The 26,666-nt window shown below is 53.5% G+C and carries 23 protein-coding genes; 12 read left to right on the top strand and 11 right to left on the bottom strand.

Features of this window, described 5'->3' with window-relative positions; all coding sequences use genetic code 11:
* Positions 1-335 precede the first annotated feature (335 nt).
* The gene (locus tag ACSZO4_RS14875; RefSeq protein ID WP_437889829.1) at positions 336-1,880 is read left to right on the top strand and encodes a methyl-accepting chemotaxis protein; all 1,545 of its coding nucleotides are present in this window, start codon (positions 336-338) and stop codon (positions 1,878-1,880) included.
* 69 nt (positions 1,881-1,949) lie between these two features.
* Here the strand turns inward: ACSZO4_RS14875 and ACSZO4_RS14880 are convergent, their stop codons facing one another.
* Complete coding sequence (locus tag ACSZO4_RS14880; RefSeq protein WP_437889830.1) at positions 1,950-2,273, bottom strand: AzlD domain-containing protein; 324 nt, start codon at positions 2,271-2,273, stop codon at positions 1,950-1,952.
* 1 nt (position 2,274) lies between these two features.
* Positions 2,275-3,015, bottom strand: coding sequence for an AzlC family ABC transporter permease (locus ACSZO4_RS14885; RefSeq protein ID WP_437889831.1), 741 nt, complete (start codon positions 3,013-3,015; stop codon positions 2,275-2,277).
* A 116-nt stretch (positions 3,016-3,131) separates the two neighbouring features.
* Here ACSZO4_RS14885 and ACSZO4_RS14890 point away from each other — a divergent pair, with 116 nt between their 5' ends.
* Complete coding sequence (locus tag ACSZO4_RS14890; RefSeq protein ID WP_437889832.1) at positions 3,132-3,965, top strand: AraC family transcriptional regulator; 834 nt, start codon at positions 3,132-3,134, stop codon at positions 3,963-3,965.
* Between the two features lie 72 nt (positions 3,966-4,037).
* On the opposite strand, the gene gudD is transcribed toward ACSZO4_RS14890, so the two are convergent.
* The 5 genes from gudD to ACSZO4_RS14915 all read right to left on the bottom strand — a co-directional run bounded on the left by gudD (position 4,038) and on the right by ACSZO4_RS14915 (position 10,308).
* The gene (gudD, locus tag ACSZO4_RS14895; RefSeq protein WP_437889833.1) at positions 4,038-5,378 is read right to left on the bottom strand and encodes a glucarate dehydratase; all 1,341 of its coding nucleotides are present in this window, start codon (positions 5,376-5,378) and stop codon (positions 4,038-4,040) included.
* 842 nt (positions 5,379-6,220) lie between these two features.
* Positions 6,221-6,937: a FadR/GntR family transcriptional regulator gene (locus tag ACSZO4_RS14900; protein ID WP_437889834.1), complete on the bottom strand. Its 717-nt coding sequence runs from the start codon at positions 6,935-6,937 to the stop codon at positions 6,221-6,223.
* An 89-nt stretch (positions 6,938-7,026) separates the two neighbouring features.
* The gene (idnD, locus tag ACSZO4_RS14905; RefSeq protein WP_437889835.1) at positions 7,027-8,076 is read right to left on the bottom strand and encodes an L-idonate 5-dehydrogenase; all 1,050 of its coding nucleotides are present in this window, start codon (positions 8,074-8,076) and stop codon (positions 7,027-7,029) included.
* Positions 8,077-8,085: 9 nt separating this feature from the next.
* Complete coding sequence (locus ACSZO4_RS14910) at positions 8,086-9,447, bottom strand: MFS transporter (protein ID WP_437889836.1); 1,362 nt, start codon at positions 9,445-9,447, stop codon at positions 8,086-8,088.
* Between the two features lie 93 nt (positions 9,448-9,540).
* Positions 9,541-10,308, bottom strand: a complete 768-nt coding sequence (locus ACSZO4_RS14915) for an SDR family oxidoreductase (protein ID WP_437889837.1) — start codon at positions 10,306-10,308, stop codon at positions 9,541-9,543.
* Positions 10,309-10,633: 325 nt separating this feature from the next.
* On the opposite strand from ACSZO4_RS14915, the gene ACSZO4_RS14920 reads away from it, so the two are divergent.
* Entirely contained in the window at positions 10,634-11,887 is a 1,254-nt protein-coding gene (locus ACSZO4_RS14920; RefSeq protein WP_437889838.1) for an enolase C-terminal domain-like protein, read from the top strand.
* A gap of 66 nt (positions 11,888-11,953) precedes the next feature.
* On the opposite strand, the gene ACSZO4_RS14925 is transcribed toward ACSZO4_RS14920, so the two are convergent.
* The gene (locus ACSZO4_RS14925) at positions 11,954-12,955 is read right to left on the bottom strand and encodes a sensor domain-containing diguanylate cyclase (protein ID WP_437889839.1); all 1,002 of its coding nucleotides are present in this window, start codon (positions 12,953-12,955) and stop codon (positions 11,954-11,956) included.
* A gap of 154 nt (positions 12,956-13,109) precedes the next feature.
* Here ACSZO4_RS14925 and ACSZO4_RS14930 point away from each other — a divergent pair, with 154 nt between their 5' ends.
* Positions 13,110-13,970, top strand: coding sequence for an aldo/keto reductase family oxidoreductase (locus ACSZO4_RS14930; RefSeq protein ID WP_437889840.1), 861 nt, complete (start codon positions 13,110-13,112; stop codon positions 13,968-13,970).
* Between the two features lie 463 nt (positions 13,971-14,433).
* Here the strand turns inward: ACSZO4_RS14930 and ACSZO4_RS14935 are convergent, their stop codons facing one another.
* Positions 14,434-15,576, bottom strand: coding sequence for a trans-sulfuration enzyme family protein (locus ACSZO4_RS14935; protein WP_437889841.1), 1,143 nt, complete (start codon positions 15,574-15,576; stop codon positions 14,434-14,436).
* A gap of 9 nt (positions 15,577-15,585) precedes the next feature.
* Positions 15,586-16,956, bottom strand: coding sequence for a pyridoxal-phosphate dependent enzyme (locus tag ACSZO4_RS14940; RefSeq protein ID WP_437889842.1), 1,371 nt, complete (start codon positions 16,954-16,956; stop codon positions 15,586-15,588).
* Between the two features lie 395 nt (positions 16,957-17,351).
* Here ACSZO4_RS14940 and ACSZO4_RS14945 point away from each other — a divergent pair, with 395 nt between their 5' ends.
* From ACSZO4_RS14945 to ACSZO4_RS14975, 7 genes are all read left to right on the top strand, one after another.
* Entirely contained in the window at positions 17,352-18,371 is a 1,020-nt protein-coding gene (locus ACSZO4_RS14945; RefSeq protein ID WP_437889843.1) for a methionine ABC transporter ATP-binding protein, read from the top strand.
* Entirely contained in the window at positions 18,364-19,032 is a 669-nt protein-coding gene (locus ACSZO4_RS14950) for a methionine ABC transporter permease (protein ID WP_437889844.1), read from the top strand. Before ACSZO4_RS14945 ends, ACSZO4_RS14950 begins: the two co-directional genes overlap by 8 nt.
* 23 nt (positions 19,033-19,055) lie before the next feature.
* Entirely contained in the window at positions 19,056-19,868 is an 813-nt protein-coding gene (locus ACSZO4_RS14955; protein WP_437889845.1) for a MetQ/NlpA family ABC transporter substrate-binding protein, read from the top strand.
* A gap of 156 nt (positions 19,869-20,024) precedes the next feature.
* The gene (locus ACSZO4_RS14960) at positions 20,025-21,206 is read left to right on the top strand and encodes an acetyl-CoA C-acetyltransferase (RefSeq protein WP_437889846.1); all 1,182 of its coding nucleotides are present in this window, start codon (positions 20,025-20,027) and stop codon (positions 21,204-21,206) included.
* A gap of 599 nt (positions 21,207-21,805) precedes the next feature.
* Positions 21,806-22,642, top strand: coding sequence for a 5-dehydro-4-deoxy-D-glucuronate isomerase (gene kduI / locus ACSZO4_RS14965; RefSeq protein WP_437889847.1), 837 nt, complete (start codon positions 21,806-21,808; stop codon positions 22,640-22,642).
* A gap of 61 nt (positions 22,643-22,703) precedes the next feature.
* Positions 22,704-23,465 (top strand): 2-dehydro-3-deoxy-D-gluconate 5-dehydrogenase KduD, encoded by a 762-nt coding sequence (gene kduD / locus ACSZO4_RS14970; RefSeq protein ID WP_437889848.1) that lies wholly within the window; start codon positions 22,704-22,706, stop codon positions 23,463-23,465.
* Between the two features lie 117 nt (positions 23,466-23,582).
* The gene (locus ACSZO4_RS14975) at positions 23,583-24,275 is read left to right on the top strand and encodes an aspartate/glutamate racemase (protein ID WP_437889849.1); all 693 of its coding nucleotides are present in this window, start codon (positions 23,583-23,585) and stop codon (positions 24,273-24,275) included.
* Here the strand turns inward: ACSZO4_RS14975 and ACSZO4_RS14980 are convergent.
* Positions 24,272-25,198, bottom strand: a complete 927-nt coding sequence (locus tag ACSZO4_RS14980) for a LysR family transcriptional regulator (protein WP_437889850.1) — start codon at positions 25,196-25,198, stop codon at positions 24,272-24,274. The two genes, ACSZO4_RS14975 and ACSZO4_RS14980, sit on opposite strands and share 4 nt — an antisense overlap.
* A 119-nt stretch (positions 25,199-25,317) precedes the next feature.
* Between ACSZO4_RS14980 and lysA the strand changes: the two genes are divergently transcribed.
* Positions 25,318-26,580, top strand: coding sequence for a diaminopimelate decarboxylase (gene lysA / locus ACSZO4_RS14985; RefSeq protein WP_437889851.1), 1,263 nt, complete (start codon positions 25,318-25,320; stop codon positions 26,578-26,580).
* Positions 26,581-26,666: the final 86 nt, after the last annotated feature.

The following is a 26,666-nucleotide window of genomic DNA, read 5'->3' on the forward strand; positions in this document are numbered from 1 at the left end:
TGCGGGCATCGTGAAAAATCTATGGCAAAGAAAGCCTTATGTTCTCATAACTGACGATTAAATCGCACCTTCCTTAAGTATAGATAACATGATGGGCGAAGAATGGAGGTAATAATGCTAATAAGATTTAGTGATGTTTATTTTAAGTCATACTGGGTGGATATTATAGGCTACTGAAAAATCACTCTTAAAATAATTTTTTGAACTATGATTGTGTTCACAATTGTTTTATTTCAATATCATAATATCATTAAGTTTTTACCAGTTTTCGCGGAGTATAGGCATTAGTCTCAGATACTTATAAAATTCTCTCAAGCCTTATGGGAATATATTCTATGCGTGAAAATCATCCTGTCACACAGCAAGAACTCGTTTTTGATAATGGCGCAACGCTAATGTCGACAACGGATCCCGACAGTTATATTAATTACGCTAACGATGCTTTTATTGAAGTCTCAGGCTTTTCATTAACCGAACTGGATGGGCAGCCACATAATCTGGTACGCCATCCGGATATGCCCCCGCAGGCTTTTGCCGATATGTGGTTCACCCTAAAAAAAGGCGAACCCTGGAGCGGGCTGGTAAAGAACCGCTGTAAAAATGGCGACCACTACTGGGTGCGGGCAAATGCGATCCCCATCATCCGCAAAGGTAGCGTAAAGGGATATATGTCGGTGCGCACAAAGCCGGATGCCGCCGAGGTGGCTGGCGCCGAAGACCTGTACCGTCAGTTTCGTGAGGGAAATGCGCAGGGAAAGCGGCTCTATAAAGGGCTGATTATGCGCACCGGGCTGATGCGCTGGCGCACCGCGCTGGTGGCGATGCCATTACGCTGGCGGCTAAGATCGGCATTTATTGTTTTGTTTTTGCTGAGCATTCTGGCGGGATATTTTTGTCAGCTTACGCCGGGGCAACTGGGCAGTTTCAGCGGAGCAATGGCGGTACTGATGCTGGTGATTATGAGCTGGCTGGAGATGCAAATTGTGCGCCCGGTGGAGCGGTTATGTCACCAGGCTTTGCAGGTGGCGACCGGGGAAAACCAGCAGGTGGAGCAGACGACGCGTATCGATGAAGTTGGCGTCACCTTAAGGGCGATAAGCCAGCTGGGGTTGATGTTCCGTTGGCTTATTAACGATGTCAGCAGTCAGGCGGTGATGGTGCTCAAAGCGACGGATGCGCTATGCCAGGGCAATGACAGTCTGAGCCGTCAGACGGATCAGGCGGCGGCGAGCGTACAGCAAACGGCGGCAACCATGAATCAACTGGCGGCGACGGTGAAAAGTAATACCCAGACGGCAGCTGAAGCCAGTGCGCTCTCTCAGGCTACCCGGGAGGCCGCGGAAAAAGGCGGCGAAGTGATGAATGGGATGATCAAAATGATGGGGAATATTGGCGAAAGCTCAGACCAGATAGCCAGCATTACCAGCATCATCGACAGCATCGCTTTTCAGACCAACATTCTTGCTCTTAACGCGGCGGTCGAAGCCGCACGTGCCGGTGAGCAGGGCAAAGGCTTTGCGGTGGTCGCAGGCGAAGTGCGTAACCTTGCCCAGCGCAGCGCCAGTGCTGCTAACGAGATTAAAGCCCTGATTGAATCCAGCGTGTCGCAGGTGCGTTCCGGAAGCCAACTGGCTGATAACGCGGGTAAAACCATGCAGGAGATTGTGGGGCAGGTCAAAAATGTCACCACCCTGATCCAGCATATCAGCGAGGCCACTGCGGAGCAGGCTACCGCTATCAGCCAGATAAGCCTGGCGGTGGAAGAGCTGGATAAAATCACCCATCAAAATGCCGATCGCGTCCAGGAAGGGGCGGATGCCTCAGAGCAATTGAATACTCAGGTGACCCGCCTGGCCGAAGCCATTTCGGTGTTTCGTTAGTCTGCTTTATATTCAAAGTGTTGATGTGGTGCGAACGCGCACCACATCCTCCCCGACTTCAGAATCCCGTCAGGATATCAGCACATAACTCAGCCCCATCATCGCGGCCATTCCGGCTATTACCGTCAGGAACAGGCTGCGGGTGACGATCCCCGCTACGGCGGCAATCAGGGTGGCGAGCAACGACAGGCTGAGACCGGACGGCGACCACACCGGTTTAGCAATAACCTCTGCGGTAATGATGGCGGCCATAATGGCGGCAGGAATAAAGCTCAGCCAGCGCTCCAGCCCCTGCGGCAGATGAAATCTTGCCAGCAGGAAAAGAGGGACTGTACGCATCAGGGCCGTTACCAGGGCCGCCATGGCAATGGCAAAGAGGATCGATTGATTCATTTTATTGCTCCTTTTTGGCCGTCATACGCAGCACAAGTGTGGCTATTGATGCCGCCAGCATGGCCGCGATAATGACGACCAGATGCATACTTAACCAGTTGCTGGTGAACAGGGTAATCAGTATGGCGGCCAGAACCGCAGCGGTTTCGGGGATCTTGTGTTTGCTGGCATACCAGGTCATCACCAGCAGACCGACAAACATCGATACCAGACTAAAGCTCAGCCCTTCCATCAGGAAAGCGGGCAGTGCCGTTGCCATCCAGGCGCCAGCGATGCAGGCAAGTATCCAGTTCAGCCAGGCCGAGACGTTCAGGCCGAGCATCCAGGAAAAGGGTAAAGATCCGCTCCGAGTGGCGTGCTGAACGGCGACGCCAAAGGTTTCATCCGTCAGCAGCAAGCCACTGATAAGTTTTTGCAGCCCGGTGGAGTTTCGAAACCAGATGCTTAATGCTGAACTCATCAGCAAATAGCGCATATTAACCAGCGCGACGCTCAGAATAACCGAGGCGGATTCAGCCCCGGCAGCCCACAGAGAATAGAAGAGAAAATGGGCGGATCCCGCGTACAATCCGGCAGCCAGCAACGTGGTGTGCAGCAGGGAGAATCCTGACAATGTGCCAATCGCCCCTGCGGCCATACCAATACTCCAGTATCCCGGCATGGTGGGCAGGCAGGCGATCACCCCGGCTAAAAAGCTGTTGTTAGCCTCTTCAGCATTTTCATAATTCATGTTAAATGACATTCTATAATCCATAAACTTAACGAATGAGAATCGCACAGTTTAAGGGAACAGAGCCTGGGTGATAGTAAAATCCTGCTCATCGTCGGGATGTTGGCAACAAAGGTGTGAGTGGCTGTATGAAAGAAAAGCGCGATGACATCAAATTATGGAAAGACAAAGCCTTTCAGGGGGAGATGGAAGTCCTGCGCGCCTCCTGCTTCGATCACCGTTACCCGCCGCATTTTCATGATGAGTTTGTGATGGCTGTTTTTGCCCGTGGCGCACAGCGCAATCAGGTCTGTCGTAAAACGGGCGTCGCGGCTGCGGGTACGGTGATGATCATTCATCCCGGCGATGTGCATACCGGGGAAGCGGTGGAACGGGATCTGGGCTGGGATTACTGCGCCTTTTACCCCTCAGCTTCGCTGGTGCAGTCCGTTGCCGAAGAGGTGCTGCCCGGCAGAGGGCAGATTAATTTTGGTCGCGAGATTATGCGCCATGCTCCGCACATGGCCAAAGGATTGCTCCGGTCAGCCTCGGTGCTGACGCAAAGCCAGGACGCGATGGAAAAAGAGTGCATCCTGTTTCAACTGCTGAGTTTATTGATTTCCCACTACGGGGAGCGCACCACACGCGGCATGGCTGCGAGCAATGCCCGGGCCGATATTCGTCGGGCCATTGATTATCTGCAAACTCACTATCACCAGACGGTGAGCGTCGGGGATGTCGCCAGCGCCGTTGGCCTGAGCGAGTTTCACTTTATGCGCCTTTTCCAGACCAGTACCGGGCTTTCCGTCCACCGTTTCCTGACCCAGATCCGCCTGATCCGGGCAAAATCGCTGCTGGCTCTGGGCGTTAGCGCCTCACAGACCGCTCAGGACGTGGGATTTTTTGATCAAAGCCACTTCTCACGCATCTTTCGCACCCATTTTGGGATGACGCCTGGCGCGTTTGCTTCAGCCTGTCGTTAACCCGGCACTTTTTCAGCACAGTAAAAAGGCCCGCAGGTTAATGCCTGCGGGCCTTGTATTACTCAGGACGAATTAACGCACCATGCAAGGACGTTTGTTGTCAAACTTCCAGCCTGGGATCAGATACTGCATGCCCATCGCATCGTCACGTGCGCCCAGACCGTGTTTCTGATACAGCTCATGGGCTTTCATCACCTGGTCCATATCCAGCTCTACGCCCAGACCCGGAGTGGTCGGTACCTGCACCATGCCGCCTTTGATTTCAAACGGCTCTTTGGTCAGGCGCTGGTTACCTTCCTGCCAGATCCAGTGGGTGTCGATAGCGGTCACTTTGCCCGGTGCTGCGGCAGCTACGTGGGTGAACATCGCCAGGGAAATGTCGAAGTGGTTGTTAGAGTGAGAACCCCATGTCAGGCCAAACTCATGGCACATCTGCGCCACACGAACCGAGCCCTGCATGGTCCAGAAGTGCGGATCCGCCAGCGGGATATCCACGGATTGCAGGGACAAGGTGTGACCCATCTGACGCCAGTCGGTGGCAATCATGTTGGTCGCCGTCGGCAGACCGGTAGCGCGACGGAACTCCGCCATCACTTCACGACCGGAGAAGCCCTGCTCAGCGCCACACGGATCTTCTGCATAGGCCAGCACGCCTTTCAGGTGTTTACCGATGCTGATAGCTTCGTTCAGGGACCATGCGCCGTTCGGGTCGAGGGTTACACGAGCCTGCGGGAAGCGTTTTGCCAGCGCCACAATGGATTCGGCTTCTTCTTCACCTGCCAGTACGCCGCCTTTCAGTTTGAAATCGTTGAAGCCATATTTTTCATATGCCGCTTCTGCCAGACGCACTACGCGGTCCGGGGTCATCGCTTCTTCATGACGCACGCGATACCAGTCGCATTTGTCATCCGGCTGGCTCTGGTACGGCAGCGGCGTGGCTTTGGTGTTACCGACGAAGAACAGGTAGCCAAGCATTTCCACTTCGCTGCGCTGCTGGCCATCGCCAAGCAGGGAAGCCACGTTAACGCCCAGGTGTTTACCCAGCAGGTCGAGCATTGCAGATTCAATGGCGGTTACCACGTGGATAGTGGTACGCAGGTCAAACGTCTGCAAACCACGGCCACCGGCATCGCGGTCAGCAAAAGCATTGCGCACGTCATTGAGGACGTTTTTATAAGCGCCGAGGGTTTTGCCGACAATCAGCGGCGCTGCATCTTCAATGGTCTGGCGAATTTTTTCGCCGCCAGGGACTTCACCCACACCGGTGTTACCGGAATTATCAGTGATGATAACGATGTTACGGGTGAAGAACGGCGCGTGAGCACCGCTCAGGTTCATCAGCATGCTGTCATGACCGGCTACCGGGATGACTTTAACGGACGTTACAACGGGAGTTGAAGACTGAGCTGGCATAGTTCCTCCTGCGGAAAAATGATAACCGTCGATGAATATCATAAAACGGTTATCTGCCATGAATAATAACGAGGCACTTTACTGCGAATGAGGAGGATTCTATGCCTTAATTTCTAACAAAAAAAGTCTGAATAAGTTGGGTATTGATTCAATAATTGAATCGTTGTATTACGTGTTAAATCTTTCTATATTCTTAATTATCATGTCGTTATGATTTTTATGGCATGGATTAATGCCAAAAGTTAAGACAAACAAGGTGGAGCATAAGGGAAATGGCGAGAAGTTATGGAAGATTGGATCAGAGGAAGAAAACAGGGCGGTAATTTGTTCACAGCGACAGCAGAATAGCTAAATTGTAGCCACAATTGCAAGCCTGAGCTTCATGCATTAGCCTAAATATTTTTCGATTTAATGTTGATTTATGTTGCATATGACTATCAATACGCGACTACATTCACGAATCAGAAGGAGACTGTAATCCGGGCGTTAAAATCCGCTTCGGGCTCCCCATTTTTGTCTCACAATTGCTCAACAATTCGTTTTGTTCACCCTGATAATTGTGACTTCAGGTTATCGATTTTCAGCGACAATTTGGCCGGAAAAAGATCCATTGAAACAAAAATGATAGCGCTGTCATTTTGATGTTCAAATGCGAAGGCAGTCACGAAATTATTGTTTTCGCAGCAGTGAAAGAGGGATTTGAGAAGACGTCGGCAGGGTTATCTTTATGGCTGGCGGGGGATTGTGGAAGACAACATAGCTGCATGAAGGTGCATGCAGGTTTTAACGTCCGCGCGGTAATCGCGTTCGCCAGCGGCAGCCGCTGCTGGCGAATGCTCGCGTTACTTCTCTGCGGCGTCCGTCGATTTTATCTTCTCAATGGCGACAATATTTTCTGACATGGCTTCGTTGAGGACTTGTACTGCGGTGGTGGCATCGCGATTTTTAATCGACATGTAAACCTTAATATGGGCTTCCACGCTCTCAAGGGTGATCCCCAGCGCACGGTTCAGCTCTTCCAGATAGTAGTAATAAATATCTTTGATGGAGCTCATCACGTTGTAAAACACGCTGTTGTGCGAAGCCCGTACGATCGCCAGATGGAATTCGTAATCCGCCTCGGAGTACTTTTTATAGTCGCCTTTATTGATAAGCATATTGTTCAGTGCCTGCTCAAGCTGGCGAATATCATCCTCAGTGGCGTGGGTTACCGCCAGCTCCACGCATTTGAACTCCACGGTCTGGCGGAAGATCATCATGTCGTGAAATTCTTCGCGGCTCAGGTGCATGATGGGACGAGGGTCGTGACTTAGCATCTGCGGCGTGAAATGGTCGCTGACGTAGCTGCCGCTGCCCTGACGGGTGACTACAATGCCCAGATCGCGAAAGCGTTGCACGGCGCTGCGCACGCTGACCCGGCTGACGTTAAACGAGGTGGTCAGTTCGGCTTCGGAGGGGAGGCGGCTACCCGGCGGCCAACTGCCATCCAGCAGTTTTGCGCTTATCTGATCATAAATTTCATTTACAACATTCTGTTTTTGAATGGATTTTATGCTCAAGATCGGTGTCCGGTAAGGTGCCGTGGAGTGTTTTATTGTATAACAATTCACTTTTAAGAACAAAGCGCCCAACCGGGCGCTTATCACGGTTACTCGAAACGAATGAGGACTTTAGCGGAGATGTTTTTATCCGTTGCGGTAATCAGTGCGTCTTCGATTTTTTCCGGCGGGAATTCAGCGCTGATAAGCGGGCGGGGATCCACTCGGCCATCTTCCAGCCAGCGTACGGCGGTAACAAATTCGCCGATAAAGCGGAAGGAACCCACCCAATTGATCTCTTTGACCAGCATCGGAGAAACCGGCCAGTTCACCGGCCCTGGGCCCATCCCCACCTGCACAATAGTGCCTGCAGGGCGGGTGAAATCAACGGTAGACGCCACGGCGGCAGGAGCTCCGGAGGCTTCAAATACGATGTCAAAGTAACCTTTTTGCTGTTGATAGCGGGCAACCTTTTCTTCATCGCGCGGATCCATCACCGCCGTGGCACCCATCTGGTGAGCCAACTCCAGACAGCGTGGGCTTAAGTCGGATGCCACCAGTTCGGAGGCGCCTGCGCTTTTCGCGGCGGCGAGGATCAGACAGCCAATCGGGCCTGCACCAATAACCAGTACGCGTTTTCCTGTCAGCTGGCCTGCCATTTTCACTGCGTGGATGGACACCGCCAGCGGCTCGGAAAAGGCCATGACGTTGGCGGGCACACGGCTGTCATAAGGAATGCATTGCTGCGGTTTGACCACCACATACTCAGAGAAACCGCCGTTCACATGAGGGTTAAATTGGGCGCTGCCCATAAAGCGCATCGAACCACACAGGTTCTGATGGCCGGAAAGGCACATCTCACATTGGTTGCAGGGGCAGGATGGATTCACAGCGACGGTCTGGCCCACTTTCAGGTCACTGTTCGCCGGGACTTTCTTGATGATGCCGACAAACTCATGCCCAATGACCATTGGGTGTTTAAGAATGGACATCCCTGCACGGCCATGCTGGTAATAGTGAATGTCTGAGCCGCAGATACCGCCATAAGCGACCTTCACCAGTACATCGTTGTCGCCGTGCTCAATCTCGCGGGATTCAAAACGGACATCTTTTTCTGCATGCGCCAGACAGGCGTTGCAGGTGATTTTTTCAGTGCTCATAAAGACCTCTTATTTATTGGCGGTCGCCGGATTAACTGCGTTGCTATCGCTGCTGTTCGTGTTCATTTTCTCAGGCAAAATCACTTCAATTTTTCCGACCAGGAAGATGTAAGCTAATAGCCCCATTCCGGCGACGGCGGCGATATACCACATGGCGTACTGGAAATTTTGAGTGCGCTGGAGAATAACCCCGATAACAATTGGACTGACGATGCCGGACAGGTTGCCGCAGATATTTAAAAAGCCGCCCATGGTGCCGAGGAAATTACGTGGAATGACATCACTCCATACCACCCAGCCTAAATTTGAGAAGGCGTTGGCGAAGAAGGCAATTGAGAGAATAACAATGGCAATCACCGGTTGGTCTTCAAAGAAATTGACCAGGCCAATAACCATAGTGACGCACAATCCTGCCATCACCGGTAATTTTCTAGCGAAGGTTCTGGATTTTCCTTTTTTAAGTAGCATGTCGCTGAGCGTGCCGCCGCACAACACCCCAAACATGGCCATAATATAGGGCAACATTGCCCCCATTCCTGCTTTGGAAATCGAGAGATGCAGTCCTTTTTCCAGATAAACAATAAACCAGGTCAGGAAGAAATAGAGCGTGGATGAACAGGCGAACTGGGTGATGAACAGGCCCCAGACCGTCTTTTTGCTCAGGAAGAATTTAATATCCTGCCAGCTGATTTTCGCACTCACCGAGGACTGGTTCGTGGAGCCATAGCCGCCACCAGCCTTAATGTAATCCAGCTCAGCCTGGTTCACCGAGGTGCTGTGCTGCGGGTCGCGGTAATACATTAGCCAGTAGATGCCAAACAGAATTCCGGCACCACCTGATAAATAGAACGACATTTCCCAGCCGTAGTTGGCAACAATAAAAGAAAGGGCAGGGGTTAACAGCGCCAGACCGATATATTGTGCGCTGGAATAAATCGCCGTGGCACGGGCTCGCTCATGATCAGGAAACCAGGTGGCAATAATTTTGGTGTTAGACGGGAATGACGGAGCTTCTGCCACACCAATAAGTGCGCGACAGGCCAGTAACATAATAAATGACGCCGTCGCAGTGGCAAATAAATGATGAGAAGAAAACCCCATCATAAAGGTGAAGACACTCCAGAGAATAATTGCCCCGCCGTAAAGAATGCGTGATCCTATACGATCCAGCACATACCCCACCGGGATCTGGCTGGCCGCATAGGCCCAGGTAAACATAGAAAAAAGCAAACCCAGCTGCGTTGGCGTCAAATTAAAATCGTTCTGAATATTTGTGCCGGCAACGGCAAGGTTGGCGCGATCCATATAATTAATTGCTGTGACAATAAACAGCAATGTGAGAATAAAGAGTCGTTGTCTTGAAGCCTGCATAATCATACCTGTGTTATATCGGCAGGCCTTTACGTGTAAAGCAAAGGCATACCGGAAATTTTAAAGGCAAAAAATGTAGAGTACGTTTGTGAGTTACAGCACCGCCAGCCAGCCGCCGTCGACGTAAATAATCTGCCCGTTAATGTAGTCAGAGGCTTTGGACGACAGGAACACCGCCGTACCGATCAGTTCATCCGGGCGGCCCCAGCGCTGGGACGGGTTGCTGCTCTTCACCCAGCTATCGAACTGTTTGTCTTCAATAAGCGCGGTATTCATGTCTGTCAGGATGTAGCCCGGCCCGATAGCGTTGCTCTGAATGTTAAACTGCGCCCATTCTGCTGCCATGGAGCAGGTGAGCATCTTGATTCCGCCTTTTGCCGCCGTGTAAGGCGCAACGGTTGGTCGGGCCGCCTGGCTGGTAAGGGAACCGATATTGACGATTTTCCCGCCGGTTTTACGGGCAATCATCCTTTTTGCTGCCGCACGGGAGACCAGAAATGCGCTGGTCAGGTTGGTATCAATCACCTTTTGCCAGTTTTCCAGCTCCAGCTCCACCATGGGTTTGCGGTACTGAATACCCGCGTTGTTGATCAGAATATCGACATGGATGTCCTGTGCATCCAGGTCCGCAAAGGCTTTTTCGATCGCGGCTTCGTCGGTCACGTCAAAGGCGACACCGTGCGCCTGGTAACCTTTTGTCGCCAGAGTGTCGACGGACTCGGCCAGTAAGGTGTCGCGGATATCGTTCAGCACAACCCGGGCACCTGCGGCAGCCAGTCCTTCGGCATAGGCAAATCCCAGGCCGCGTGCAGAGCCGGTGACCAGTGCTGTTTTCCCCGTTAAATCAAATAACGCGCTCATCTCATTTCCTCTTTGAGTTAATTTGTATGACGACTGTCTTATTTAAGGTTGGGTTTTTGAGCAGGCAAAAGCAATCTCACACAAATAAATTTGCAATGTCGATCACACAATAATAGCGTTATTTTTACTTAAATATTTATATCTATATGTATTTATTGTGTTTTTTTCTGGGGTTTGATCGCTGTCACAGAATCAGTTCCTTAACGATCATCGGATAAATAAGCGTGATATAACTGCATCAAGTTGTAGGACAACTTACAGATTAACGCAATGTCATCCGTAACTGGCGTGGCTTGCAGTAAATTCGCAGAACTGAGGAGTGCAAGTGAGTAACCTGAAAATTACCAATGTAAAAACCATTCTGACGGCACCTGGCGGGATTGATTTGGCCGTTGTGAAGGTTGAAACCAATGAGCCTGGTCTCTATGGCCTGGGGTGTGCCACCTTCACCCAGCGTATTTTCGCAGTGAAAAGCGCCATTGATGAATACATGGCCCCGTTCCTGATTGGCAAGGATCCGACGCGTATAGAAGATATCTGGCAATCCGGCGCGGTGAGCGGTTACTGGCGCAACGGGCCGATCATGAACAATGCGCTGTCGGGTGTGGATATGGCGCTGTGGGATATCAAAGGCAAGCTGGCAGGTATGCCGGTCTACGATTTGTTAGGCGGGAAATGCCGCGACGGGATCCCGCTGTACTGCCACACCGATGGCGGTGACGAAGTTGAAGTCGAAGACAATATCCGCGCCAGAATGGAAGAGGGCTACCAGTACGTTCGCTGTCAGATGGGGATGTACGGCGGCGCGGGCACTGACGATCTCAAATTGATTGCCACCCAGCTGGCACGGGCGAAAAACATCCTGCCAAAACGTTCTCCACGCAGCAAAACGCCGGGCATCTACTTCGACCCGGATGCTTATGCGAAAAGCGTTCCGCGACTGTTTGAGCATCTGCGCAATAAGCTGGGTTTCGGCATCGAATTCATTCATGACGTACATGAACGAGTCACCCCGGTGACGGCCATCAACCTGGCGAAAACCCTGGAGCAATATCAGCTCTTCTATCTGGAAGATCCGGTGGCCCCGGAAAATATCGACTGGCTGAAGATGCTGCGCCAGCAGTCCTCCACGCCTGTTTCAATGGGGGAGCTGTTTGTGAACGTGAACGAGTGGAAACCGCTTATCGACAACAAGCTGATTGATTACATTCGCTGCCACGTCAGTACCATTGGCGGCATCACTCCGGCGAAGAAACTGGCTGTTTACAGCGAATTGAACGGTGTGCGTACGGCCTGGCACGGGCCGGGAGATATCTCCCCGGTCGGCGTCTGCGCCAACATGCATCTGGATCTCAGCTCGCCAAACTTTGGTATTCAGGAATACACGCCGATGAATGACGCGCTGCGCGATGTCTTCCCTGGCTGCCCTGAGATTGACCAGGGTTATGCTTACCTGAACGATAAGCCTGGGCTGGGCATCGATATTGATGAAGCCAAAGCGGCGAAGTACCCATGTGAAGGCGGTATTCCTTCCTGGACCATGGCGCGTACCCCGGACGGTACGGCATCCCGTCCATAACGCCCCGGCCCGTTGGCGCTGTTGTTCAGCATCAGCGGGCTTTTTTATTCTATCTGGTTGCAGGCTTCAGGATTTCTCGCGCGATGGCTTTGGCTGAGTGGGGCGCATTGCCGATTTCTTGCGCTCCAGATACATCACGTGCTCGCTGTTGTTCATCATCTCCAGCAGGTTGCTGTATCTGTCGGGATCGTACTCCACAATGCCGTAGGCATAGTGCAGGCGAAACTGCTTCATCGACTTCTCGTTCAGATCGTCAATTTTTGATTGCAGGCTAAACAGGAAGGTGTCCACATCCTGATCTTCATCATGACCGAGCAGCACCACAAATTTCCCCCCTTCAATGCGTGCCGCCACATCGTTTTTCTTCAGGCAGCGACTCAGGGTCGTGGCAAATTTCTTCAGCGTGGCGTCACCTTCGGTATGCCCGAAGAATTCGTTAATCGCGGTGATGTTTTCCACATCCAGATAGACCAGGCTGAATGAACGCCGGTTATCGGTTAACCACGAGAATCGTTTTTCACCCAGTTTATAAAAACCACGTTTGTTGGGTAGATCGGTCAACGGATCGGTCATTGCCATACTGATGATATAAAACTCGTCTTCCACAATCGCCCCGATGTCGAGCAGCGAATTGATATTTTCCGGAGTGAAATCACGAGGTTTATCATCAATGATGCAAATGGTTCCGGCGATCGAACCATCCGGCAGGCGTACCGGGCAACCCGCGTAGAAACGGATATGCGGCTCGCCGGCAACAAAGGGATGATCGTGAAAACGCTCATCGACGCTGGCATCTTTTACAATAAAAATGCCCTGCGCCAGAATGGCATGGGCGCAAAAAGAGGTATTACGGGAGGTTTCGCGAACCCCGACGCTTCCGCTACAGGATGCCAGCCATTGCCGATCCCGGTCTAATAAACTGATTAAACCTATCGGGACGTTAAACGCGGTTTTTGCCAGATGGGTCAGACGATCCAGGCGTTCATCGTCCTTCTTATCCAGCAGATCCATCATATAAAGTGATTTAAGACGCTCAGCTTCGTTTTCTGGTATTTCAGGAAATTTCATAGGGCGGCCTCATTAGCTATAGATTTACTATATCAGAGGTTTTTTATTTCGGTAGGCGACGGCAAATGAGTGGTTAAAACTCGTACATGGATATCGCTATCGCCGCTGTCTGCGTCGTCCTACAATGGCAGCACTTATCACACTGGAGGTTTCCATGTCTCAACCCACGCTTACTTACCGTTTGGGCGATCGCAAGGTCGGTCGCCTGGGCTATGGTGCTATGCAACTGGCAGGTCCGGGGGTATTTGGGCCGCCTGCTGACGAAGCGAAGGCGATTCAGGTGCTTCGTGACGCCGTGGCTGCGGGCGTTAACCATATCGACACCAGCGATTTTTATGGTCCGCATGTCACCAATAAACTGATTAAACAGGCGCTGCACCCGTATGCCGACTCCCTGTGTATTGTCACCAAGGTTGGCGCGCGTCGTGATGATAAAGCTAACTGGCTGCCCGCCTTTAGCGCAGAAGAGCTGACCCGCGCGGTAGAAGATAACCTGCGCCATCTGGGGCTGGACGCGCTGGAGGTGGTGAATCTGCGCAGCATGCATGGCACTCACGGCCCGGCGGAAGGGCCGCTGGAAGCGGAACTGGAAACCCTGATCCGTTTAAAAGAGCGCGGGCTTATTCGCCACATTGGGCTGAGTAACGTGACGGCAAAACAGATTGCTGATGCGCAGACGATGACCCCGGTCGCCTGTGTGCAGAACATGTATAACGTGGCGAACCGTGCCGATGATGCGTTGATTGATCTGTTGGCAGCGCAGGATATTCCTTACGTGCCTTTCTTCCCGCTGGGTGGCTTCTCGCCGCTGCAATCCAATGAGTTGAATGAGGTTGCGCAGAGTCTGAATGCCACGCCAATGCAGGTGGCGCTGGCATGGCTGCTGCAACGTTCGCCCAACATTTTGTTGATTCCGGGCACGTCGTCGCCGACGCATTTACAGGAAAACCTGGCGAGTGCGCAACTGGTGCTGCCAGCCGATGCGCTGGTGATCCTCAACGGGATAGGGGGCTGATAACCTCAATGCTGAGGGGCACAGCCATCTGTTTCCTGAAGCGATGATATTAGGCTATGGAATGAAATGAGTGGCAGCGCTGCCCTGGTCCGGCTGAAAATCGCCGAAGCGTATCCGTAAGGCCGGGGCGCCGCGCATGGACGCGCGGCGAGGGCGGATTTACAAGGACGTTACCTCCGCCCGCCCCCGATTAGCCTGAAGGAATACGCTGAGGGTACCGCGCCAGCGGCGATTTTCTTAGCCAGAGCCCGGGTCGCCAGGGTGGTGGCGATTTGAGCCACCCTGGCACGTTCACCAGTGATGTGGCGACAGAGAAGCAAGGAAAATAAGGTGAACGGAACGACCATCGGAGCCCTATGTTCCCCCTCACCCTCACCCTAACCCTCTCCCAGAGGGCGAGGGGACTGTCCGTGCGGTTGCAACCCTGAGGGAGAAGTTGGAGCGAGAGGGAGACAACTCAACCTTATTCCAGCGCCTGCTGCCAGTCGGCAATCAAATCCTGCGCATCTTCAATGCCCACCGACAAACGAATCAGCTGTGGCGTAATGCCATTTGCCAGCCGCTGCTCCAGCGGAATAGAGGCATGCGTCATACTGAATGGCTGGCTGACCAGGCTCTCGACACCGCCCAGGCTTTCGGCCAGGGTGAACAGCTTCAGTTTGTTGATAACGCCTGCTGCATACTGATCATCCCCTTTTACCACCACCGAAATCATGCCGCCGGGCAGCGCCATCTGCTGGCGTGCCAGCTGATGATGTGGATGAGACGCCAGCCATGGGAACCAGACTTTCTCCACCTGCGGCTGCTGCTCAAGCCATTGGGCTAACGCCAGCGCATTACTGCTGTGGCGTTCAATGCGCAGAGACAGGGTGCGGATGCCGCGCAGGGTCAGGAAACTGCTGAACGGATCGAGCACGCCGCCGACCGCGTTGTGCAGATAACCAAGCTGTTCGGCAAGCGCCGGGTTATCCCCCACCACCGCCAGCCCGGCCACCACATCGGAATGCCCGTTGAGGTATTTGGTCGCCGAGTGCACCACGATGTCGAAGCCAAACTCCAGCGGGCGATGGATCACCGGCGAAGCAAAGGTGTTGTCCGCGACGCTGATAATCTTATGGCGCTTCGCAATCGCGGCAATGGCGGCGAGATCGGCCAGTTTCAGCAGCGGGTTGGTGGGGGTTTCCACCCAAATCATCCGCGTATCCGGGCGAATGGCAGCTTCCAGACCGGCCAGATCGTCCGGCTTCACCCAGCTGACGCGCAGACCGGTGCTGCGGCGACGCACGTTTTCAATCAGGCGGTAAGTGCCGCCGTAAACATCATCGATGGCGACGATATGGCTGTCTTTATCGAGCAGCTCCAGCACCGTGGAAATGGCCGCCAGCCCGGAGGCAAAGGCATACCCGCGGCTGCCGCTTTCCAGTTCGGCAATGGCGGTTTCCAGCACATGACGCGTCGGGTTGCCGCTGCGGGAGTATTCGTACCCCGTGTGCTGGCCGGGAGCTGGTTGGGCAAAGGTGGAAGTGGCATAAATCGGCGGCATCACCGCACCATGCTGATCGCTGAATGCACCGCTGTGCACGCTGAGTGTGTTCAATGTTTTCATTTTTGTTCCTTACTGTTCGAGTCGGTTGCGCCAGGTGGTCAGGACGTCACTGCGGGTGATGAGGCCAAGAAAGCGCTCGTTATCAGCGATAACCGCAACCCTTCCACGGTCGAAGATGTCTTTGAGTGTGCTTTCGGGGGCATGTTTATCCAGCGTTTCCACGTTGCGGGTCATGGCTTCTCTGACCGGGGTTGCAAAACGCTGGCTGTCTCCCTGCACGTAGCTAATCAGATCCCATTCATCAACAATGCCCACCACGCGGCCTTTTTCCAGTACCGGCAACTGCGAAAAGTCGTGCAGACGCATACGGGCCAGCACGGCAGCGAGGGTATCGTCCGGGGCCGCGGTGACCGTGGCTCCTTCGTCATGACGCAGCGCGATAAAGTCGCTTAAGTCCCCACGGGACGGGCGGGAGAGCAGACCCTGCTGACGCAGCCAGTCATCATTAAACATTTTTGACAGGTATTTGTTTCCGCTGTCGCAGGCAAAGGTGACGACGCGCTTCGGTGTGGTCTGGGCCTGGCAGTAGCGCAGGGCGGCATTGAGCAGCGTACCGGTGGAGGATCCTGCCAGCACGCCTTCGACTTGCAGCAAATCCCGAGCGGTGGCGAAGGCCTGGGCATCGGTGACCCGAAAGGCGCTATGCACCCCTTCGATATGGGCCAGCGGCGGAATAAAATCTTCGCCAATGCCTTCGACCAGCCAGGATCCCGCTTCGCCGTACTGTCCGGTTTCCACCTGATCGGCGAGGATCGATCCTGCCGGATCGGCCAGCACAAATTCGGTTTTTGGCGAGTGTTCGGCAAACCAGGCCTGCAACCCGCCAAGAGTACCGCCGGAACCAACGCCCACCACGATAGCGTCGATGTCGCCATCCAGCTGCTGGTACAGCTCCGGCGCGGTGGTGGTCCGGTGCGCCAGTGGATTCGCCTCGTTATTAAACTGGTCGATATAAAAAGCGCCTGGCGTTTCATCGGCCAGGCGACGGGCGTAATCCTGGTAATAGGCCGGATGACCTTTGTTGACGTCAGAACGGGTGAGCACCACTTTTGCGCCGAGGGCGCGCAGGTGGAATATCTTCTCCCGGCTCATTTTGTCCGGCACTACCAGAATCAATGAATAGCCTTTTTGCGCGGCAATAAGCGCCAGCCCCAGCCCGGTATTGCCTGCGGTCGCCTCAATAATGGTGCCGCCTGCGGACAGCTGACCACGGCGTTCAGCCTCATTAATCATCGACAGTGCCACGCGGTCTTTAATCGAACCACCTGGGTTCTGGTTTTCCAGTTTTAAAAACAGCTGACATGGCCCGCTCGCCAGTTTATGTAACTGGAGCACCGGCGTCTGGCCGATAAGTTCACTGACAGAATGCACTACAGACATTGGTGTTTACCCGCTCATTAAGTTGTTGAGCGGATGATAGGTCTGTCATTTTCGCTATTTAAAGAATCTTTGTGTGGTATTTAGAACGAAAAGAAATATGACCTGCTGTTTAGCCGTCAGGATGGAAAGCCTGTTAGCCGTCCGGAAGTGTCGATTGCTGTAAAAGGGTGTTTTTGCCGCTATTTTCAGCAATTCCCGGTCACTCTTGCTGTGAGATATCCATTTTTTAGCTAACGACTACTGAAAAAATCCATTACGCAGGATGATGGTTTTGGCGATGCTTATCTCAAAAAAATATAAGTATTGGTTTTTTAGTTATTTGAATTTTATTCATGACTGATTATTATCGTCTGGACATCCATACTGCTAAACCGCCAAACGGAAACATGAACGCAATGATTGTTCTCAGGAATATCTCCAGGATTTTCAGCCAGGGAAAGGCGTCAATTACCGCAGTGGACAACGTCTCCCTGTCGATTGAGCAGGGACAAATTTACGGGATTATCGGTTATAGCGGCGCCGGGAAAAGTACGCTTATCCGTCTGTTGAACGGACTGGAAAAACCCACCTCAGGCAGTGTGGTGATTAACGATCAGGATATTTCCGCGGCACGGGGTGAGGCCCTGCGACAGGCCCGTCTGAAAATCAGTATGGTCTTTCAGCATTTCAACCTGCTGTGGTCGCGCACGGTCAGTGAAAACATCGCCTTTTCGATGCAAATCGCCGGGGCCCCGAAAGCCGCTATCAAAGCGCGGGTGGCGGAATTAATTGAGCTGGTGGGCTTAACAGGGCGTGAGGATGCTTATCCGTCACAACTGAGCGGCGGGCAGAAACAGCGCGTGGGGATTGCCCGTGCGCTGGCCAATAGCCCGGATGTGCTGTTGTGCGATGAAGCCACTTCGGCACTGGATCCGCAAACCACCGACCAGATCCTCGAGCTGTTGCTGGACATCAATCGGCGCTTCAAATTGACGATAGTGCTGATAACCCACGAGATGCATGTGGTACGTAAAATCTGCGATCGCGTGGCAGTGATGGAAAACGGCAAAGTGGTGGAAGAGGGTGATGTGATTAGCGTCTTTACCCGTCCGCAGCAGCCGATCACCCGCCAGTTTGTGCGCCAGATTGGCCAGTATGAGGAAGAGGAGTTCAACCCGGACCTCAACAGCGATCTGAATGGCACGGTGATTAAGCTGACCTTTACCGGCCACAGCACCCACAAGCCGGTCGTTGGCGAACTGACCCTGCGTTACGGTCTGCCTTTTAATATTTTGCACGGCAAGATGACGCAAACCGCCCACGGCGTGTTTGGTCAACTCTGGGTGCACGTCGTGGCAACACAAGAACAAGTCGACAATATCCTCGCGGATTTACGCCAAAGCGATATTGAGGGCGAGGTGATTTCCCATGTTTGAGACATTTTTCCCACACCTGAAAATTGAACAGCTCTGGGCGGCAACGCAGGAGACGCTGTATATGACGGCGCTGTCCGGGGCGGCAACCTTTGTGCTGGGGATTATTCTCGGACTGGCGCTGTTTTTAACCGCCAAAGGCGGCCTGTTCCAGAATCGTACCCTGTACGGCGTTATCTCCATTCTGGTGAACGTATTCCGCTCGATTCCGTTCATCATTTTGATTGTATTGCTGATTCCGTTCACCAAAACCCTCGTTGGCACCATTCTCGGCGCTAACGCCGCGCTACCCGCGCTGATAGTTGGTGCAGCGCCGTTCTATGCCCGACTGGTGGAGATCGCCCTGCGCGAGGTGGATAAAGGGGTTATTGAGGCGACCCGTTCAATGGGCGCACGTTTAAGTACCTTGATTTTTCGGGTGTTAATCCCCGAATCATCACCGGCACTGGTTTCCGGTATTACCGTTACGCTGATTGCTCTGGTGAGCTACAGCGCAATGGCCGGGGTTATCGGTGCGGGTGGCTTAGGGAATCTGGCTTATCTGGAAGGATTCCAACGCAACCACGGCGACGTTACGTTGGTGGCGACGGCGACCATTCTGGTCATTGTCTTCATCATTCAGTACTGCGGCGACGTTATTACCTCTTTGTTAGATAAACGCTAAAAATATAAATGGAAACCAACATCATGAAAAAAACACTGACACTGCTCGCCGCCGTCACTTTAAGCGCCATGAGCTTCTCCTCCTGGGCTGACACCCTGACCGTGGGCGCCTCTAACGTGCCGCATGCTGAAATTCTTGAGCAGGCGAAACCGATTCTGGCAAAACAGGGTATCGATCTTGAGATTAAACCCTTCCAGGACTACATCCTGCCAAACACCGCGCTGGCAGGCCGTGAAATTGATGCTAACTACTTCCAGCATATCCCTTACCTGAACAGCGTCCTGAAAGACCATGCTGGCGACAAAACCTATGATTTCGTTAGCGCTGGCGCGATTCATATCGAACCTATCGGTATCTACTCCAAAAAGCACAAGTCGCTGAAAGATCTGCCGCAGGGCGGCAAAATCATCATGCGTGATGCAGTATCTGAAGAAGGACGTATTCTCTCTATCTTCGAAAAAGAAGGGGTGATCAAACTGAAACCGGGCGTCGATAAAGTGACGGCGCGTATCAGTGACATCGTGGAAAACCCGAAAAAACTGCAGTTCCTGCCGAACGTCGAAGCGGCACTGTTACCGCAGATGTATAACAACGACGAAGGCGATGCGGTGGTGATCAATGCTAACTACGCTATCGACGCGGGTCTGGACCCGGTGAAAGATCCGATTGCAGTGGAAAGCGGCGAGAACAACCCGTACGCCAACATCATCACCGTTCACCGTGGCGATGAGAAGAAAAAAGACATCGTTGCGCTGGTGAACGTGCTGCACTCCAAAGAGATCCAGGACTGGATCCGCACCAAGTACAAAGGTGCAGTTATTCCGGTTAACAACTAATATTGATTCAGGCGGCGGAGCGATCCGTCGCCGCTTTTTCTCTGCTTGTTTTGCCCTTTCAGGGCTCTGTGATAAATCTCACCAATCTTAAACAATTACGAAAACAGTTGATAACAACGTACTACTATTGCCCGGGTTAACTTGCGCGAGGTAGAGATGAAAGATGTCGTGATTGTTGCTGCGGTTCGCACACCGATCGGCTGTTTTCAGGGGGCGCTGTCGGCCCATTCTGCCGTCGAACTCGGGAGCTACGTTGTGCAGGCGCTGCTCGAGCGAACCGGCATCCATCCCCATTCTGTTGATGAAGTGATTTTAGGCCAGGTCCTTACCGCCGGAGCCGGGCAAAACCCTGCCCGTCAGTCGGCGATTAAAGGCGGTTTGCCGATGACGGTTCCGGCGATCACCATCAATGATGTCTGTGGCTCCGGATTAAAAGCGCTGCATCTGGCCTCGCAGGCAATTCAGTGCGGCGAAGCGGAAGTGGTGATTGCCGGCGGGCAGGAGAATATGAGTCGCGCCCCGCATGTGCTGACCGACAGCCGTACCGGTGCGCCTCTGGGCAACAGCCAGCTGATTGACAGCCTTGTCCACGACGGTTTGTGGGACGCTTTTAATGATTACCATATGGGCGTGACGGCTGAAAACCTGGCGCGTGAGTACGGCATCAGCCGTGTCCATCAGGACGAGTGGGCTCTTCGTTCCCAGCAAAAAGCCCGTGCCGCAATTGATTCCGGGCGTTTTCGCGAAGAGATCGTTGCGGTTAAAACCCTCGCCGCCGACGGTCACACCCGGATTGTTGATACCGATGAACAGCCGCGCACGGACGCCAGCGCCGAAGGGCTGGCCCGGCTCAGCCCCGCATTTGAGCGTAGCGGTTCGGTGACGGCGGGGAATGCCTCGCCCATCAATGACGGCGCGGCGGCGGTCATGATGATGAGTGAAACCATGGCCCGGACGCTGAATCTGCCGGTGATGGCGCGTATTCGTGCTTTCGCCAGCGTCGGCGTGGATCCGGCATTAATGGGGATTGCTCCCGTGTATGCCACGCGGCGCTGCCTTGAGCGGGTCGGCTGGCAGTTAAGTGATGTTGATCTGATTGAATCCAATGAGGCTTTTGCCGCCCAGGCCTTGTCGGTGGGCAAAATCCTCGAATGGGATGAAAAGCGGGTTAACGTGAATGGCGGGGCTATCGCTCTCGGTCACCCGATTGGCGCCTCCGGCTGCCGTATTTTAGTTTCCCTGGTGCATGAGATGAAAAAGCGCAATGCCCGTAAGGGGCTGGCAACCTTGTGTATTGGCGGTGGTCAGGGCGTGGCGCTGGCGATTGAACGCGACTGAGTGCGTGGCGCACTGACAAAAAAAAGCCCTCCGTTGAGGAGGGCAAGGCCAGTTACAGAAACACTAACTTAAATCTTGCCGGACGATGAAGATTATCGCCCGGACGTTATGATCCTTCTTTTCCCCATGCAGATCTGATAATCGACAAGGTTCTGCATTCATGTGTCCAAAAAAACGGGTTGAATTTATCAAAACATTGTTTCACATGTTGTGATGGCCCGCGCAATTTATACGTAAAGCCCATGGTAATGGCAAGGAAAATTGTTAATCCGAGCGGGATTAATACCATCTTTGATTTTGGACAGAAAAAATGCCCTTGCTATGTCAAAACGTCAAGATGATATTAACTCTATGTTTGATATGATCATTTTAATAATCTCCTCTCCCGTTCCTGCATATTTATGCCTGGCAAAATAGCCTGTTCGTGATCCTCTTTGCAGTTTTGGAAATATAAAACAGAAAAATTGAAACGTTGTTTTATTTATCATTGAAAACCTGTTTTAGCCGGGATAAGATATGCCCATATTGCAATACAAAAGAATGTATCCGGTGAAGTTCCTGGGACATTTCGGTGACTAAAACTGACTTCGGAGGTGAATGTGGAAGTAAGACAAAGCATCCACAGCGCACATGCTAAAACCCTGGATACCCAGGCGTTGCGCAATGAGTTTCTTGTTGAAAAAGTGTTCGTTGATGACGAATACACCATGGTTTACAGCCACATTGACCGCATTATTGTTGGCGGCATCAAGCCGGTGGCTAAAACGGTTTCTGTTGGCGGTGAAGTCGGCAAGCAACTGGGCGTAAGCTACTTCCTGGAACGTCGTGAACTGGGTCTCATCAACATTGGCGGCCCTGGTACGGTAACCGTTGACGGCCAGTGCTACGAGATAGGGCATCGCGACGCGCTCTATGTCGGCAAAGGCGCTAAAGAAGTGGTATTCGCCAGCGTGGATGCGGCGACTCCGGCGAAGTTCTACTACAACTGCGCCCCTGCCCATACCACCTTCCCGACCAAAAAAGTGACTCCTGCGGATGTGGCGCCGGTAACCCTGGGCGATAACCTGAGCAGCAACCGTCGAACCATCAACAAATATTTCGTGCCGGACGTACTGGAAACCTGCCAGTTGAGCATGGGATTAACCGTGCTGGAGCCGGGCAACCTGTGGAACACCATGCCGTGCCATACCCATGAACGTCGCATGGAAGTTTACTTCTACTTCAACATGGATGACGACGCGTGCGTCTTCCACATGATGGGGCAGCCGCAGGAAACGCGTCACATTGTGATGCACAACGAACAAGCGGTTATTTCGCCGAGCTGGTCAATCCACTCTGGCGTCGGAACACGCGCTTACACCTTCATCTGGGGGATGGTAGGCGAGAACCAGGTCTTTGATGACATGGACCACGTGGCGGTAAAAGATCTGCGTTAAGCGCAGCAGGCATAAGCACATGATGCCTGCGAATGCAGGCGCTAAAGATTAAGGAACAGACATGATTCTGGATGCATTTTCTCTTCAAGGTAAAGTTGCCGTAGTTTCGGGTTGTGATACCGGCCTCGGTCAGGGTATGGCGCTGGGTCTGGCGGAAGCAGGCTGTGACATCGTGGGTATCAACATTGTTGAACCGACCGAAACTATTGAGCGTGTAACGGCGCTGGGGCGTCGTTTCCTGAGCCTGACCGCCGACCTGCGTAAAATCGACGGTATTCCGGCACTGCTGGAGCGTGCGGTTGCTGAGTTCGGTAAAATCGACATTCTGGTCAACAACGCAGGCCTTATCCGCCGTGAAGATGCGATCAACTTCAGCGAGCGTGACTGGGATGATGTGATGAACCTGAACATCAAGAGCGTGTTCTTTATGTCTCAGGCGGCGGCGAAGCACTTTATCGCTCAGGGTAACGGCGGCAAAATCATTAACATCGCCTCCATGCTCTCCTTCCAGGGTGGCATCCGCGTACCGTCCTATACCGCGTCGAAAAGCGGCGTGATGGGCGTGACCCGTCTGCTGGCGAACGAGTGGGCGCAACACAAAATCAACGTTAACGCCATCGCGCCAGGTTATATGGCGACTAACAACACCCAGCAACTGCGCGCTGACGAAGACCGCAGCGCGGCTATCATCGACCGCATCCCGGCGGGGCGTTGGGGTCTGCCGAGCGACCTGATGGGACCGGTTGTGTTCCTGGCGTCCGAAGCCTCTGACTATATCAACGGCTACACCGTTGCCGTTGACGGCGGCTGGCTGGCGCGTTAATACCAGACTGCCTGAGTCAAGACCTGCCTGCGGGCAGGTTTTTTTATGCCTGTAAGATGCCTTGAAACTCGTCGTCGACTTTGTTTGACTGTGGATTCACTTCGACGGAGAGAGACGATGAAAACAATAGGGCTGCTGGGTGGAATGAGCTGGGAATCGACCATTCCTTATTACCGCCAGATCAACGAAGGCGTGAAGGCAAAACTGGGCGGTTTGCACTCTGCCAGCCTGTTACTGCATAGCGTGGATTTCCATGAAATTGAAGTCTGCCAGCGCAGCGGTGACTGGGAGAAAGCTGGCGAGATCCTTGCGGATGCCGCGCTGGGTCTGCAAAACGCAGGCGCGCAGGGGATCGTGCTCTGTACCAACACCATGCACAAAATTGCCGGGCAGATAGAAGCGCGCTGCGATGTGCCTTTCCTGCATATTGCCGAAGCCACCGGCCGGGCCATTGTGGCAGCGAAGCAACGCAAAGTGGCGCTGCTGGGTACGCGCTACACCATGGAGCAGGATTTTTATCGCGGTCGTCTGAGCGAGCGCTTCGATATTGACACGCTGATCCCGGAGCAGGCCGATCGTGAACGGGTTAACCAGATAATTTTCGACGAGCTTTGCCTCGGCACCTTCAGCAGCGCCTCGCGCGACTATTATACTGACCTGATTGCCCAACTGGCTGAACAGGGGGCGGAGGGGGTTATCTTTGGCTGCACCGAAATTGGCCTGCTGGTGCCGTCTGAACAATCGCCGATCCCGGTCTTTGACACCACCGCTCTGCATGCTGACGATGCGGTTACCTTTATGCTCTCTTAAACCGCGTTCAGCACCGCATTCAGTTGCCGGGTGATAAGCGGCATCGCCGCCTGCAAATGGCGACTGAACTCCTGCACCAGCGCCGATGCCGGGCGATGAAGCGGGCGGATCAGGCTAACGGTAAAAGGGACTTCGATACTGAAGCGACGCACGACCACGCCACTGGCGGCATAATCCAGCGCCGTCAGGGGATTGACCACTGAGATACCCACTCCCGCCCGCACCATCGCACATACTGAAGCCGCACTGTGGGTTTCCAGCACCATACGGCGTTTGACCTGATGTTCACTGAACAGGGCGTCGAGTAGCTGGCGATAGCTGTCGGTGCGCGACAGGCTGATATAATTCTCGCCCTGAAAGTCGGCAGGCGTTAAGACCGCCTTGCTCGCCAGCGGATGGTGCGGCGGCAACACGCAGACTTCATTGAAGGTCAGCAGCGGTGTGCGCTCCGTACCCGCAGGGGAGCTGACGGTTTCGGTGATGCCCAAATCATGGCGCTGGGCGGAGAGCCACTCTTCGAGCAGCGGCGATTCCTGCGGAACGATACTGAGGCTGACCTCCGGGTATTTCGCCAGAAAAGGCTGTAACAGCAAGGGTAAAAAAGACTGGGAAAATACCGGCAGGCAGGCGATGGAGAGCTCCCCCTGGCGAAACTCACGCAGGCTGTCGGCGGCGCTGACAATCCTGTCCAGCCCGTACCAGGAACGCTGTACCTCTTCAAACAGGCGTAGCCCCTGTACCGTCGGGTGCAGGCGACCACGGGTACGCTCAAACAGGGTTAATCCCAACACTTTCTCAAATCGCGCCAGCTCCCGGCTGACCGTCGGCTGGGAGGTATGCAGTAACTGGGCGGCTTCCGTCAGGTTACCGGCCGTCATCACGGCATGGAAGATTTCAATATGACGCAGATTTACGGCGGGCATGGTACAGTCCTGATGATTCAACCTATATCATTTTTGCATAGACTCTCGATAAAGCGATATTTTTTATTCCTCTCGCGTTGTGGCGTAATCATAAAAAAATGATCACGGAGTTCGCCCCTATGCCACGCCCACTGACGCAAACTGAAACCGACCTTAACGCTGACAACCTGCTGCGCCTGCCTGCTGAGTTTGGCAGCCCGGTCTGGGTTTACGATGCACAAATCATTCGCGACCAGATTGCCCGCCTCGCCCGCTTTGATGTGGTGCGTTTCGCGCAAAAAGCCTGTTCCAACATTCATATTCTGCGCCTGATGCGCGAGCAGGGCGTGAAGGTCGATTCGGTATCGTTGGGGGAAATTGAGCGTGCGCTGGTGGCGGGTTACTGCCCAAAAACAAATCCGGAAGATATTGTTTTTACGGCAGATGTGATTGATGACGCCACGCTTGCCAGGGTGAGCGAGCTGCGTATTCCGGTGAATGCCGGGTCGGTGGATATGCTCGAACAGCTGGGTGAAGTCTCGTCCGGTCATCCGGTGTGGCTGCGCGTTAATCCGGGCTTTGGTCATGGCCACAGCCAGAAGACCAACACCGGTGGCGAAAACAGCAAGCACGGGATTTGGTACAGCGACCTGCCCGCTGCGCTTGCCGTGATGCAGCGTTATAACCTGCAACTGGTGGGTATTCATATGCACATTGGCTCAGGGGTGGACTATGGTCACCTTGAGCAGGTGTGCGGCGCGATGGTGCGCCAGGTGGTTGAGTTTGGTCAGGATCTGCAGGCGATTTCCGCAGGTGGCGGTCTGTCTATTCCTTATCATGAAGGTGAAGAAGGCGTGGATACTGACCACTACTTCAGCCTGTGGAATGCGGCGCGCGACCAGGTGGCAAAACACCTCGGTCATCCGGTGAAGCTGGAGATCGAACCGGGGCGTTTCCTGGTGGCTGAGTCCGGGGTGCTGGTGTCGCAGGTTCGCAGCGTCAAACAGATGGGCAGCCGCCATTTTGTGCTGATTGACGCCGGTTTTAATGACCTGATGCGTCCGTCGATGTATGGCAGCTACCACCACATTACGGCGCTGGCGGCAGACGGGCGTGATTTAAACGCCGCGCCGCGTATCGATACCGTGGTGGCCGGGCCGCTGTGTGAATCAGGCGATGTGTTTACCCAGCAGGAAGGCGGCAAAGTTGAAACCCGTGCGCTGCCAGCGGTGGTGCCGGGCGACTATCTGGTGCTCCATGACACCGGGGCTTACGGGGCGTCGATGTCTTCCAATTACAACAGCCGCCCGCTGCTGCCGGAAGTGCTGTTTGATAACGGCGTGGCGCGGCTGATCCGTCGTCGTCAGACGATTGAAGAGCTGCTGGCGCTGGAGCTGATTTAAGGGTTTTGGGACCCTGTACACGATTCTGTGTAAATGCCTTTTCTCAGAAGTGACCGTCCAGGCGGTCACCGAACTCGATAATAAAA

This window comes from Phytobacter sp. V91 (assembly GCF_965644225.1).
Classification (GTDB): Bacteria; Pseudomonadota; Gammaproteobacteria; order Enterobacterales; family Enterobacteriaceae; genus CBFFRJ01.